The 12,972-nt window shown below is 69.5% G+C and carries 10 protein-coding genes; 4 read left to right on the forward strand and 6 right to left on the reverse strand.

What is annotated here, in order from left to right; all coding sequences use genetic code 11:
• Window positions 1-79: 79 nt before the first annotated feature.
• Window positions 80-2,443, forward strand: coding sequence for a penicillin acylase family protein (locus tag ASE10_RS18205; protein WP_056104346.1), 2,364 nt, complete (start codon window positions 80-82; stop codon window positions 2,441-2,443).
• 425 nt (window positions 2,444-2,868) lie between these two features.
• On the opposite strand, the gene dapE is transcribed toward ASE10_RS18205, so the two are convergent.
• Genes dapE through map form a run of 5 tightly spaced genes read right to left on the reverse strand, consistent with a single transcriptional unit; the run spans window position 2,869 to window position 8,742 of the window.
• Window positions 2,869-4,023: a succinyl-diaminopimelate desuccinylase gene (gene dapE / locus ASE10_RS18210; RefSeq protein WP_055910583.1), complete on the reverse strand. Its 1,155-nt coding sequence runs from the start codon at window positions 4,021-4,023 to the stop codon at window positions 2,869-2,871.
• Window positions 4,020-4,379 (reverse strand): Spx/MgsR family RNA polymerase-binding regulatory protein, encoded by a 360-nt coding sequence (locus ASE10_RS18215; RefSeq protein ID WP_056306354.1) that lies wholly within the window; start codon window positions 4,377-4,379, stop codon window positions 4,020-4,022. Before ASE10_RS18215 ends, dapE begins: the two co-directional genes overlap by 4 nt.
• A gap of 12 nt (window positions 4,380-4,391) precedes the next feature.
• Entirely contained in the window at window positions 4,392-5,285 is an 894-nt protein-coding gene (dapD, locus tag ASE10_RS18220; protein ID WP_055910590.1) for a 2,3,4,5-tetrahydropyridine-2,6-dicarboxylate N-succinyltransferase, read from the reverse strand.
• Window positions 5,282-7,969: a [protein-PII] uridylyltransferase gene (gene glnD, locus ASE10_RS18225; protein ID WP_055910592.1), complete on the reverse strand. Its 2,688-nt coding sequence runs from the start codon at window positions 7,967-7,969 to the stop codon at window positions 5,282-5,284. The genes dapD and glnD overlap by 4 nt, the downstream gene beginning before the upstream one ends.
• The gene (gene map / locus ASE10_RS18230) at window positions 7,966-8,742 is read right to left on the reverse strand and encodes a type I methionyl aminopeptidase (protein WP_055910595.1); all 777 of its coding nucleotides are present in this window, start codon (window positions 8,740-8,742) and stop codon (window positions 7,966-7,968) included. The genes glnD and map overlap by 4 nt, the downstream gene beginning before the upstream one ends.
• 96 nt (window positions 8,743-8,838) lie before the next feature.
• Here map and ASE10_RS18235 point away from each other — a divergent pair, with 96 nt between their 5' ends.
• The 3 genes from ASE10_RS18235 (at window position 8,839) to tsf (ending at window position 11,926) form a co-directional block, all read left to right on the forward strand.
• Entirely contained in the window at window positions 8,839-9,720 is an 882-nt protein-coding gene (locus ASE10_RS18235; RefSeq protein WP_055910598.1) for an MBL fold metallo-hydrolase, read from the forward strand.
• Window positions 9,721-10,046: 326 nt separating this feature from the next.
• A complete protein-coding gene (rpsB, locus tag ASE10_RS18240) occupies window positions 10,047-10,889 on the forward strand; it encodes a 30S ribosomal protein S2 (protein ID WP_055910601.1) in 843 nt (280 codons plus the stop codon).
• A 155-nt stretch (window positions 10,890-11,044) separates the two neighbouring features.
• Window positions 11,045-11,926, forward strand: a complete 882-nt coding sequence (gene tsf, locus ASE10_RS18245; protein ID WP_055910604.1) for a translation elongation factor Ts — start codon at window positions 11,045-11,047, stop codon at window positions 11,924-11,926.
• A 260-nt stretch (window positions 11,927-12,186) separates the two neighbouring features.
• Here tsf and ASE10_RS18250 read toward each other — a convergent pair whose 3' ends face one another.
• Window positions 12,187-12,879, reverse strand: a complete 693-nt coding sequence (locus ASE10_RS18250) for an AIM24 family protein (RefSeq protein WP_055910607.1) — start codon at window positions 12,877-12,879, stop codon at window positions 12,187-12,189.
• Between the last annotated feature and the right edge of the window lie 93 nt (window positions 12,880-12,972).

Below are 12,972 nucleotides of genomic sequence, written 5' to 3' on the forward strand. Positions count from 1 at the left end.
GCCCCGGCCGCCTGCCGCGGACCGCCGCGGCCCCGGAACGGAGCGGCCAATCGGCTAAGCTGCGGCGCGGAGGGAACTCATGGCCAAATGGATCAAGCGCGGCCTGCTCGCGCTGGGGGTGGTGGCGTTGCTCGCGGTCGCGGGCGCCTGGTGGCTGCTGCGCGGCAGTCTGCCGCAGCTGGACGGCGAACTGAGCCTGCAAGGCCTGTCGGCGCCGGTGACCGTGCAACGCGACGCCCAGGGCGTGGTCACCATCGACGCCGCCAGCGAAGCCGACGCGATCCGCGCGCTGGGCTACATACACGCCCAGGAACGCTACTTCGAGATGGACCTGCTGCGCCGCACCGCGGCCGGCGAGCTGTCGGCGCTGTTCGGGCCGATCGCGGTCGAAGTCGACCAGCGCCGGCGCATGCACCGGCTGCGCGCGCGCACCGAACAACACCTGGACAGCTTCGCCGGCGAGCAGCGCCCACTGCTGCAGGCCTACACCGACGGCGTCAACGACGGCCTCGCCGCGCTGCGCGCCCGGCCCTGGCCCTACCTGCTGCTGGGCACCGAACCGGCGCGCTGGCAGTTGGCCGACTCGGCCCTGGTCGGCTACGCGATGTACTTCGACCTGCAGGACGCCGACAACCTGCGCGAACGCGCCTTGTGGAAGCTGCGCCCGGCCCTGCCCGCGAGCCTGTACGCCTTGCTGACCCACGACGGCAGCACCTGGGACGCGCCGCTGTTCGGCAACGCCCGCGGCGACGCCCAGCTGCCCGACGCGGCCACCCTGAACCTGCGCGCCCTGCCCGCACCCGGCAACGAAACCCTGACCGAAGCGCCGCGCCGCAACGAGGTCGGCAGCAACAACTTCGCCATCGCCGGCACGCGCACGCGCGACGGCCGCGCCATCGTCGCCGACGACATGCACCTGGGCCTGCGCGCACCCAACCTGTGGTTCCGCGCGCGCCTGCGCTACGCCGACCCGCGCGTGCCCGGCGGCCGCATCGACGCCGGCGGCTTCACCCTGCCCGGCCTGCCGGCGCTGGTGGTCGGCAGCAACGGCCGCATCGCCTGGGGCTTCACCAACAGCTATGGCGATTGGCTGGATTGGGCGATCGCGCCCGGTTGCGCCGGCGCCGCGCCCAAGGCCTGCGCCGGACTGCGCACGTATGAGGAGCGCATCGAGGTCAAGGGCGAGGCCGCACGCGTGCTGCGCGTGCGCGAGACCGCCTGGGGCCCGCTGATGCACGACAACGCCGACGGCAGCGCGCTCGCGCTGCGCTGGTCGGCGCACCTGCCCGGCGGGCTCAACCTGGGCCTGGCGAAACTGGTGCGCGCGCAATCGCTGGACGAAGCCATGCGCGACGCCCAGAGCGTGGCGATGCCGGTGCAGAACCTGGTGGTCGGCGATCGCACAGGCCGGATCGGCTGGCGCCTGCTCGGCCCGATCCCGCAGCGCGCGCCGGCCTGCACCGGCGCGGTGCCGCTGGCCGCCGACGCGGCCGCTGCCTGCCCGCCGTGGGGCGTGCGCACCGATGTCGCGCCGCAACTGCTCGACCCGCCCGGCGGACGCCTCTGGACCGCGAACTCGCGCACCCTGGAACGCGCGGAGCTGGCGCGCATCGGCGACGGCGGCCTGGTGCTGGGCGCGCGCGCGCAGCAGATCCGCAACGACCTGATGTCCAAGCAGCGTCTCGACGAACGCGACCTGCTGCGCATCCAACTCGACGACCGCGCGATCTTCCTCGCGCGCTGGTGGACCCTGCTGCGCGACCAGGCGGCACGCTCGAAGAATTCGCCGGCGCTGACCGAACTGGCGGCCGCAGCCGCGCATTGGGAAGGCCGGGCGGTGCCGGAATCGGTGAGCTACCGGCTGGTGCGCTCCTGGCGCCTGGCCGTGCACGACCGTCTGATCGACGGCCTGACTGCGCCGGCACGGGCGCGGCAGGGCCGCGATTTCGAGATGCCGGAACTGCCGCAGTTCGAAGGCGTGGCCTGGCCGCTGGTCACGCAGCGGCCGCCGCACCTGCTGCCGCGCCGCTATCCGAGCTGGGAGGCGCTGTTCGAGGACGCCGCACGCCAGGTTCGCGACGATCTCGCCAAACAGGGGCCGCTGAGCGAGCGGCGCTGGGGCGAACGCAATACCGCCGCGATCTGCCACCCGCTGTCGCGGGCGCTGCCCGACTTCGCCAAGCCGGTGCTGTGCATGCCCGCGGACGAACTGCCCGGCGACGTCGCCATGCCGCGCGTGCAGCGCAAGGATTTCGGCGCCTCCGAGCGCATGGTGGTCGCGCCCGGACACGAGGCCGAGGGCATCATCCATATGCCCGGCGGCCAGAGCGGCCACCCGCTGTCGCCGTACTGGGGCGCGGGCCACGACGATTGGGTGCAGGGCCGGGCGTCGCCGTTCCTGCCCGGGGCGACGCGCTATACGTTGAAGTTCAAGCCGCGCTGAGGCGTGGCGGAGGTTGGGGTCGCGCAGCCGTTCGGGGTTGCGCGATCGCGGCTTACGCCGCTCCCACAGCATGCAGGCACCGCCGCTCTCTGTGGGAGCGGCGTAAGCCGCGATTACGACACCTCATCCGGTGCGGAGCCAGCCACACGCCCATCGATGCAGTCGAGCGGCTTACGCCGCCTGCAGCAGCAACCGCTGGCGTCGCCGTTCCTGCCGGGGGCGACGCGCTACACGCTGACGTTCAAGCCGCGCTGAAGCGTGGCGAATGTTGGGGTCGCGCAACCATTCGGGTTTGCGCGATCGCGGTTCACGCCGCTCCCACAGAATGCAGGCACGGCCGCTCTCTGTGGGAGCGGCGTAAGCCGCGATTACGGCACTTCATCCGGTGCGAAGCTGGCCGCACGCCCATCGACGCAGTCGAGCGATTACGCCGCCTGCAGCAGCAAGCGCTCGATCAAGGCCAGATACAAATCCGGCAACGCTTCCAGATCGGCGACCGACACGTTTTCGTCGACCTTGTGGATGCTGGCGTTGATCGGGCCGATCTCGATGCATTGCGCACCCAGCGGAGCGATGAAGCGCGCGTCCGAGGTGCCGCCGCCGGTGCTTTCTTCCGGCGCCGCGCCTGCGAAGCCCGTCAGTACCTCGCGCGCAGCGGCGCGCAGCGGCCCTTCCGGCGTGTAGAACGGTTCGCCACCGCGGAACCAGCGGATCTCGTATTCCAGCCCGTGCATGCGCAGCACCTGCTCGCACTCGCGCTCCAGGCTCTCCGCGTTCCAGCTCGGGTTGTAGCGCAGGTTGAACAGCACTTGCAGCTCGCCCGGGATCACGTTGTTGGCGCCGGTGCCGGCATGCACGTTGCTGATCTGCAAGCTGGTCGGCGGGAAGGTCTCGTAGCCTTCGTCCCAGCGGCGCGCCACGAGTTCCGACAGCGCCGGCATCGCCTGATGGATCGGATTGCGCGCCTTGTCCGGGTAGGCGACATGGCCCTGCACGCCGATTACGTTCAAGGTCGCCGACAAGGTGCCGCGACGGCCGACGCGCAGCAGGTCGCCGAGCTTGCGCGTCGATGAAGGTTCGCCGGTCACGCACCAGTCGATGCGCTCGCCGCGGGCGCGGAAGGTGTCGGCGACGCGGCGCACGCCGTCGATGGCGTCGCCCTCCTCGTCCGAGGTCAGCAACAGGGCGACCCGGCCGGGATGCTGCGGATGCGCAGCGGCGAAGCGTTCCAGCGCGACCACGAACGCGGCCACGCTGCCCTTCATGTCGGCCGCGCCGCGGCCGTACAGCACGCCGTCGCGTATTTCCGGCAGATAGGGATCGCTAGCCCAGGCATCGACCGGACCGGACGGAACCACGTCGGTATGGCCGAGCAGCACCAGCGTCGGCCCCGCATCGGCGCCGTGCACGGCCCAGAGATTGTCGACCTCGCCGTAGCGCAGGTGTTCGCAGGCGAAACCCACGCGGGTCAGGCGTTCGGCGATCATGCGCTGGCAGCCCAGGTCGTCGGGCGTGACCGAGGGACGCGCGATCAAATCGCAGGTCAGCGCCAACACCTCACTGGCCGGCGCCGCGCTCACGAACCGATCCCGAAGCGCTGCTTGAAACCGTTGTCGCTGAAGCCCTGGGTGACCGTGCCGTCGTCGGCGACCACGACCGGGCGCCGGATCAGCTGCGGGTATTCCTTCAGCAACAGCTTCCACTCCGCGTCCGAGGCCGGTTCCTTACGGTTCGGCGGCAGCGTGCGCCAGGTGGTCGAGGATTTGTTGATCATCGTGTCCCAGCCGCCGAGCTGGTCGCGCCAGCCGAGCAGCGTCTCCGGCGTCTGCCGGTTGTCGCGGTAATCGACGAAGGTATGCGCGACGCCGAAGCGGTCCAGCCACTTGCGGGCCTTCTTGCAGGTGTCGCAGTTGTTCAAGCCGTAGAGCGTGGTCATGCGGCGCCGCCCTCAGTCCGCCAGGCCGCGCAGCAAATCGTTGATGCTGGTCTTGGAGCGCGTCTTGGCGTCGACCTGCTTCACGATCACCGCGCAGTACAGCGAATGCGAGCTGTCCTTCGCCGGCAGCTGGCCGGACACGACCACGCTGTACGGCGGGACGTAGCCGTAGCTGATCTCGCCGGTGGCGCGGTTGTAGACGCGGGTGCTCTGGCCCAGGAACACGCCCATGCCGATCACGCTGTGGTGGCCGACGACGAAGCCCTCGACCACTTCCGAACGCGCGCCGATGAAGCAGTGGTCTTCGACGATGGTCGGCGAGGCCTGCAGCGGTTCCAGCACGCCGCCGATGCCGGCGCCGCCGGAGAGGTGGCAGTGCTTGCCGATCTGGGCGCAGGAGCCGACCGTGGCCCAGGTGTCGACCATGGTGCCTTCGCCGACGTGGGCGCCGATGTTGACGAAGCTCGGCATCAGCACCACGTCCTTGCCGATGTGGGCGCCGCGGCGGGCGATCGCGCCAGGCACGACGCGCGCGCCGAGCTTGCGGAAATCGGCTTCGCCGTAGCCTTCGAAGCGCGCCGGGATCTTGTCCCAGAACGGCGCCGGGTCGGCTTCGACCAGCTGCATCTCGTTGACGCGGAAGTACAGCAGCACCGCCTTCTTCAACCATTCGTTGACGGTCCAGCCGCCCTTGCCGTCCGGTTCGGCGACGCGGAACTCGCCCTGTTCCAGGCCCGAGATCACCCGCTCCACGGTCGGCCGCGTCGAGCCTTCGATCTCGTCCGGCGTCAGCATCGTGCGGCGCTCGAACGCGCTGTCGATCATGAACTTGAGCTCGTCGATGCCCGGCGCCTTGGGCGCGGACTTCTTGCGGACGGTCTTCTTGGCGGTCTTGGCGGGGCTCATCGGTGGTCTCCTTCCAGGCAGGCGAGCAGCGCGTCGCGCAGTGCCTGCTGTTGCGTTTCGTCGAGCGCGCGGTCGCGCCCGTCGGTGTCGGGGCTGGTGATCTGGAACACGTCTTCGGCGCGTTCGCCGAAGGTGGCGATGCGCGCGTCGTGCACGCGCAGCGCCTGGTTGCGCAAGGTCATGGCGACGTCGGCGAGCAGGCCCGGCCGGTCGGTGCAGACCAGGCTGAGCAGCGTGCGTTCGCCGCCGGCGCTGTCGCTGCCGGATTTGTCGACGGTGTTGAAACCGATCTGCGGCACGATGCGGAAATGCTTGAGGTGGCGCGGCTGGGCGCGGCGCGCGGGTTTGACCCGGTCCAGCGGCGCGGCCAGGGTCGCGGCGAGGCGGCGTTCGACTTCTTCGGCCGACGGCGGATGGCGCGGGTCGGTGGGTACGACTTCGAAGGTGTCGAAGATCGTGCCCTGCGGGCCGTCGAGCACGCGCGCCTGCTGGATCGCCAAGCCCAGGCGGTCGAGCGTGGCCACGATCGCGGCGAACAGGCCGTCGCGGTCGGGCGAGTGCACGAACACCTCGAGCGCGCCGGCGAGCGCGCTGACCGGACGCGCACGCACGCGGGTCTCGCCGACCAGTACGCCGCGCAGCGAGGCGGCCTGCCAGGCGATCTGGTCGGGGCGGCCGCGCTGGAAGCCGATCTCGGGCATGCGCGCGAACAGCGCCGCGATTTCGTCGTCGCCGCTGCCGAACGCGGCCAGCATGGCGTGCGCGGCGGCGCGGGTTTCGGCGGCGCGCTCGGCGCCGGCGACCGGGTGTTCCAGGCCGCGCCGCAGCGCCAGGCGGGTGGCGGTGTAGAGGTCGGCCATCAGCCGGTCCTTCCACGCGTTCCACAGTTTGGGCGAAGTGCCGGCGATGTCGGCGCAGGTCAGCAGATACAGATGATCCAGGCGTTCGCGATCGGCGACCTTGCCGGCGAAGCGGTGGATCACTTCCGGATCGGCGATGTCCTGCTTCTGCGCGGTCACCGACATCAGCAGGTGTTGGCGCACCAGCCATTCGATCAGCGCGGTGTCGGATTCGCTCAGGCCCATGACCGTGCCGAACACGCGCGCGTCTTCGCCGCCGAGTTCGGAATGGTCGCCGCCGCGGCCCTTGGCGATGTCGTGGAACAGGCCGGCCAACAGCAGCAGTTCCGGCTTGCGCAGGCGCGGCCAGACTTCGTGGGCGATGCTGAAACGCTCGTCGGCCACGCCCGAAGCGAAGCGCGCCAGATTGCGCAGCACCGCCAGGGTGTGCTGATCGACCGTGTAGACGTGGAACAGGTCGAACTGCATGCGCCCGGAGACTTTCGAGAACGCCGGAATCCAGCGCCCGAGCACGCCCAGGCGGGCCATGCGTTCGAGCGCGTGGACCGGATGCGGGCCGCGCAGGATCGCCAGGAAGCGCTCGCGCAGGGCTGGTTCGGCCGTGTCGAAACTGGGGATGCGCGCCAGCGATTCGGCCAGCGCGCGCGCGGTGCGCGAATGCAGGCCGCGCACCGCGTCGTGCTCGGCCCAGGCCGCGAACAGGGCGAAGATATCGTCGGCGTCGCGCGGCCATTGCGGCGAGCGCGCGGCGATGTAGTCGCGGCGCAGTTCGAAGTCCGCGAACGCGCCGCGCAGCGGCACCGGCGCCGGCTCGCCTTCGATCTGCTCCTCGTAGCGCTGCAGCAGGCGCTCGCCGATCCGCAGCACCAGCGCGGCGCTGCGGTAGAAGCCCTGCATCATCTGTTCGACGGCGAGGTTGTCGGCGTTGTCGACGTGGCCCAGGCGTTCGGCCAGCAGCTTCTGGTAGTCGAAGCGCAGGCGTTCCTCGCGCTTGCGCGCGACCAGGTGCAGGCCGAAGCGCAGCCGCGACAGGGCGCGGCGTTCGCGTTCCAGGGTGGTCAGCTCATCGATGCCGAGCTGGCCGATCGCGACCAGCGATTCCAGATCGGCGGTGCCGATGATGCGCAGCGCCATCCAGTGCAGTGTCTGGACGTCGCGGAGGCCGCCGGGGCCTTCCTTGAGGTTGGGTTCGAGATTGTCGGCGGTGTCGCCGTAGCGGGCATGGCGCTGGCGCAGTTCTTCGCGCTTGGCCAGGAAGAACTCGCGCGCCGGCCACACGTACAGCGGCGCGATCGCAGCCTGCAGGGTCGCGCCGGCGTGGTGGTCGGCCGAGAGCGGGCGCGCTTCCAGCATCGCGGTGAGCACGGTGATGTCGGCCGCGGCCTCGGTGCACTGCGCGGCCGAGCGCACGGCGTGGCCGACCGGCAGGCCGGCGTCCCACAGCAGGGTGAAAAAGCGGCCCAGGGCTTCGGCCTGGGCGGTCTGGGCCTCGGGCTCGGCCAGCACCAGCAGGTCGATGTCCGATTGCGGAAACAGCTCGCCGCGGCCGTAGCCGCCGACCGCGAACAGCGCCAGCGGCGCGTCGGCGGCGATGCAGTCGCGCCAGGCCGCGCGCACTTCGGCGTCGACGGCGTCGGCGCGCACGCGCAGCAGGCGGTCGATGTCGATGCCGTCGACGGGCGTGTCGGCGCCGGCGTCGAAGCGTTGCGCCAGCGCCGCGTCGACCGCGCTCAAGGCGGCGCGGATCGATGCCGCCCGCTCGGCGCCGTGCGCCGTTGCACCCGGCTCCGCCGGGCCCGAGCCGGCGGCGGCGCTACCGGTCATAGATCGTTGTCGTCGCCGGGCAGCCGGGTGAGGATCTCGACGCCGTCGTCGGTCACCGCGACCGTGTGCTCCCACTGCGCCGAGAGCTTGCGGTCCTTGGTGACCACGGTCCAGCCGTCGGGCAACAACTTGGTGTGGCGCGCGCCTTCGTTGATCATAGGTTCGATCGTGAAGGTCATGCCCGGCTTCAGCACCAGGCCTTCGCCGGCGCGGCCGTAATGCAGCACCTGCGGGTCTTCGTGGTAGATGCGGCCGATGCCGTGGCCGCAGTACTCGCGCACCACGCTGAAGCGTTCGGATTCGGCGTACTGCTGGATCGCCGCGCCGATGTCGCCCAGGGTCGAACCCGGCTTGACCGTGCGGATGCCGCGGAACATCGCTTCGCGGGTCACGTCGACCAGGCGCTTGGCCATGACCGAGGGCGCGCCGACGATGTACATGCGGCTGGTATCGCCGTGCCAGCCGTCCTTGATGACGGTGACGTCGATATTGACGATGTCGCCTTCCTTGAGGACCTTGGATTCGCTCGGGATGCCGTGGCAGATGACGTTGTTGACCGAGGTGCAGACCGTCTTCGGGAAGCCCTTGTAGCCGACGTTGGCCGGAATCGCGTGCTGCACGTTCACGATGTGGTCGTGGCAGAGCTTGTCCAGGGCCTCGGTGGTGACGCCGGGCTTCACGTGCGGGGCGATCATCTGCAGCACTTCGGCGGCCAGGCGGCCGGCGACGCGCATCTTCTCGATCTCGTCCGGGGTTTTGATGGTAATGGGCATGCCGGCATTATCGCCTATTCACGCCCTTCGATCATGGCGACGCGCGGTCCACAGCGTGCCGTCGCCGCCTTCAGCCGCCCAATCGGAGCAATCCGCATGCCGTCGCGCCGCGTTTCCACCGCCCTGATCGCCCTCGCCCTGGTGCTGAACGGCCCGGTCCATGCCGCCGACCCGGCGCCGTCCTGGGTCGAGCTCGCGCCCGGGCTGTCGGCCTGGAGCGGGCCGGCCACCACCGTGTTGCTGGCCGAATCCGAGCACGGCGCGCTGTTGGTGGACAGCGAAACGGCCAAGGCCGCGCCGGCGCTGGCCCAGGCCCTGGCCGGCCGCAAGCCGCTGCGCTATGTGGTCAACACCCATTGGCACGGCGACCATGCCGGCGGCAACGAGGCTCTGGCCGCGACCGGCGCCATCCTGATAGCGCACGAGAACGCGCGCCGGCGCATGGCCGAGCCCACTTTCCTAAAGCACCACAACCGGGTGGTTCCGCCCCTGCCCGCGGCCGCGTTGCCGGACCTGACCCTGATCGGCGACGGCCGGGTACGCCTGGACGGCCTGGAGGTACGGCTGATCCATGTGCCGGCCGCGCACACCGACGGCGACCTGCTGGTCCACTTTCCGGCCGCCAACGTGCTGCACCTGGGCGACTGCTTCTTCAACGGCCTCTACCCGATCATCGACACCGGCGTCGGCGGCACCGTGGACGGCCTGATCGCCGCCCTGGACCGGGCCCTGGGCCTGGCCGACGAGCGCACCCGGATCGTCGCCGGCCACGGCCCGATCGGCAGCCGGGCCGATCTCAAGGCTGCGCGAGACATGCTCGCCGAGGTCCGCGAGCGCGTCGCCCGGCTCAAGCGCGCCGGCCGGACCCGCGAACAGGTCCTGGCCGCCGCCCCGACCGCCGACCTGGACCCGCGCTGGGGCCAGGGCTGGGTCAAGCCGGCCCAGATCGTCGGCTCGGTCTACGACAGCCTGCGCTGAGACCCGGCCCAGCCCGCTTGCTCCGGTAATGGGCGCTGCGGCCCCCGCCAGCCCGGCTCGGTTGCTCCAAACCCCTGTCCCGGCTACACTTCGCCGGCTTTGCGGACGGTCTCGACCTGCCGCGCCGCCCACGCCGGGCGTCACCGGCGAATACACACCCGCTGCCACAGCCCGTGCCGGGGTGCCTCGTACAGCTAAACGTACGCGGTTCGGACACGGAAGCAGCGGGGAGGCCCAACCCCGGAACCACGCACCGCCGGCCCCGCCTGCGGCGCACCGCCCTCATCGTTCGCGGCGGCCGGTTCCTTGCCTATCGGAGTCATGCAATGCCCCAGATCACCATGCGCCAGATGCTGGAAGCCGGCGTCCATTTCGGCCACCAGACCCGTTACTGGAACCCCAAGATGGGTCCGTACATCTTCGGCGCCCGCGGCAAGATCCACATCATCAACCTCGAGAAGACCGTTCCGCTGTTCAACGACGCGATGAACTTCATCTCGGGCATCGCGCAGAAGCGCGGCACCATCCTGTTCATCGGCACCAAGCGCTCGGCGCGCGAGTCGATCAAGGAAGAGGCCGAGCGTTGCGGCATGCCGTACATGACCCAGCGCTGGCTGGGCGGCACCCTGACCAACTTCCGCACCGTCAAGCAGTCGGTGTCGCGCCTGAAGGAACTGGAAGCCGGCGAAACCGACGGTTCGTTCCAGAAGCTGGTCAAGCACGAAGTGCTGGGCCTGCGTCGCGAGCGCGAGAAGCTGCTGGCCTCGCTGGGCGGCATCAAGGAAATGAACCGTCTGCCCGACGCGCTGTTCGTGATCGACATCGGTCATGAAGACATCGCGATCAAGGAAGCCAAGAAGCTCGGCATCCCGGTCGTCGCAGTCGTCGACACCAACTACGATCCGGCCCTGGTCGACTACGCCATCCCGGGCAACGACGACGCCATCCGCGCCGTTCAGCTGTACGCCCGCGCCGCCGCCGACTCCGTGCTGGAAGGCAAGGCCGCCGCGCCGGCCGCCGGCATGCGCGAGGAAGACTTCGTCGAGCTCGACGCCGAAGGCAACCCGGTCGCGAAGGAAGACCGCAAGGCCGCTCCGCGCGGTCGCGCCCCGGCCAAGAAGGGCCCGGCTCCGGCCGGCGCCAAGAAGGACGCTCCGGCGGCCGAGTAAGCGTCATGTAACGCAGCCGCGCGACACTGCGCGGCTGCGTTTGCACGCATCCGCTCTCGTAGGAGCGGCGTAAACCGCGATCCGCCGCCCTTGCAGGCGACGCGGCCGCGATTTACGCCGCTCCTACCAGACTTTACGAATACTGAGGTAACCCCATGGCTGAAATCACCGCTTCCCTGGTCAAGGAACTCCGCGAGCGCACCGGCGCCGGCATGATGGAGTGCAAGAAGGCGCTCGTCGAAAACAACGGCGACATCGATGCGTCGGCCGAATGGCTGCGCAAGTCCGGTCTGGCCAAGGCCGACAAGAAAGCCGACCGCGTCGCCGCCGAAGGCCGCATCGCGGTCGCGCAGGACGGCGGCAAGGCCGTGCTGGTCGAGATCAACTCCGAGACCGACTTCGTCGCCAAGGACGCCAACTTCCTCGGCTTCACCGAAACCGTCGCCCAGGTCGCCCTGAGCTCCGGCGCCGCCGACGCCGAAGCGCTGAAGGCCGCCAAGCTGGCTTCCGGCGAGACCATCGAGGAAACCCGCGCCGCCGTCATCGCCAAGGTCGGCGAGAACGTGCAAGTGCGTCGCCTGGTCCGCATCGACAGCCCGAACAACGTCGCCGCCTACGTGCACGGCGGCCGCATCGGCGTGCTGATCGAGGTCAAGGGCGGCGACATGGACCTGGCCCGTGGCCTGGCGATGCATGTCGCGGCGATGAACCCGCCGCACATCAAGGCCAGCGACGTGCCGGCCGAGTTCGTCGCCAAGGAAAAGGAAATCGAGCTCGCCAAGATGACCGACAAGGACAAGGCCAAGCCGGCCGACATCCTGGAGAAGATCATCGGCGGCAAGATCGCCAAGATCGTCAACGAGGTCACCCTGTACGGTCAGCCCTACGTGCTGGACACCAACCAGACCGTCGAGCAGGTCCTCAAGGCCGCCGGCGCCGAGGTCATCACCTCGCAGCGTCTGGCCGTGGGCGAAGGCATCGAGAAGCAGACCGACGACTTCGCCGCCGAAGTCATGAAGCAGGCGGGCCTGGCGTAAGCCGCCGCTGTTTCGGGTCGAAGAAAGCCGCGGACCTCCGCGGCTTTCTTTTGTGCGTCGTTCAAGGCTCTGAGCGCGGGATTTGAGAATGCAGCCCGAGTTCCGCTCGCGGGATGAGTCGCACGAGCGAGGCGTCCCTGCTCGTCCAACCTGCCAGGCAAAGAAAAGGCCGCGTATTCCGCGGCCTTTTTGTCGCTGCAAGACGGCTAAGCACCCGGCCCTCCTCCATTGCGCAGAAGGAAGAACCAGGGCCGTCATGCTCAACCCTGCTGCTGGAAATACACCTCTTCGTACGGCTGCACCACCACCCAGCCGGTGCCGGCGAACTTGAGCTGGATGCTCTCGCCCGAACCGCGGCCGAGCAGCGTGCCCAGCGAGATGTCGGTGACGATGTCGGGGCTGAGGTTGCCCGACCAGGCCACGGTCGCATTGGGGTCGGTGAACACCGGCTGGTCCGGGGTCACGGCCAGGGTCAGCGGCTCGTAGTGCGAGGTGATCGCGACCACGCCGCTGCCCGAGAGCTTCATGTTGAACAGGCCGCCGGACATCATGCCCGAGACCTTGCGCATCATCTTGATCTCCGAGGCGATGCCGTCCTCGTAGGCGAGCACGTCGTTGCCGTTGACGAAGATCGACTCGCCGGCCAGGCGCAGCAGGGTGATCTTCTTGCCGGCGTCGGCGATGTAGACCCGGCCCTGCCCTTCCATCTTCATCATCTGGGTGCCTTCGCCGCTGATCGCCTTCTTCAGCAGGTTGCCCAGGCCCTGCTCCAGCATGCCCTGGCGGACGAACTTCACACCGCCGCGATAGGCCACCATCGAGCCGGACTTGGCCCAGATGCGGCCGTTGAGTTTGACCTCGAGCAGATGCGAGCTTTCGAGTTCGAAGGTCTCGGGGCTGAGGTCCTTCTGGCTGCTGGTTTCGACGAAATCCTTGAGATTCTTGATGCTCATATGCGGTCCTGCGCCAATGGGACCGGCAGCATAAGCCACCGCAAGCGCGCCGGCATGACAAAAAAAGGCCGCCTGGCAGGCGGCCTGAGGTGC

It is taken from the genome of Lysobacter sp. Root76 (assembly GCF_001428685.1).
GTDB lineage: Bacteria > Pseudomonadota > Gammaproteobacteria > Xanthomonadales > Xanthomonadaceae > Lysobacter.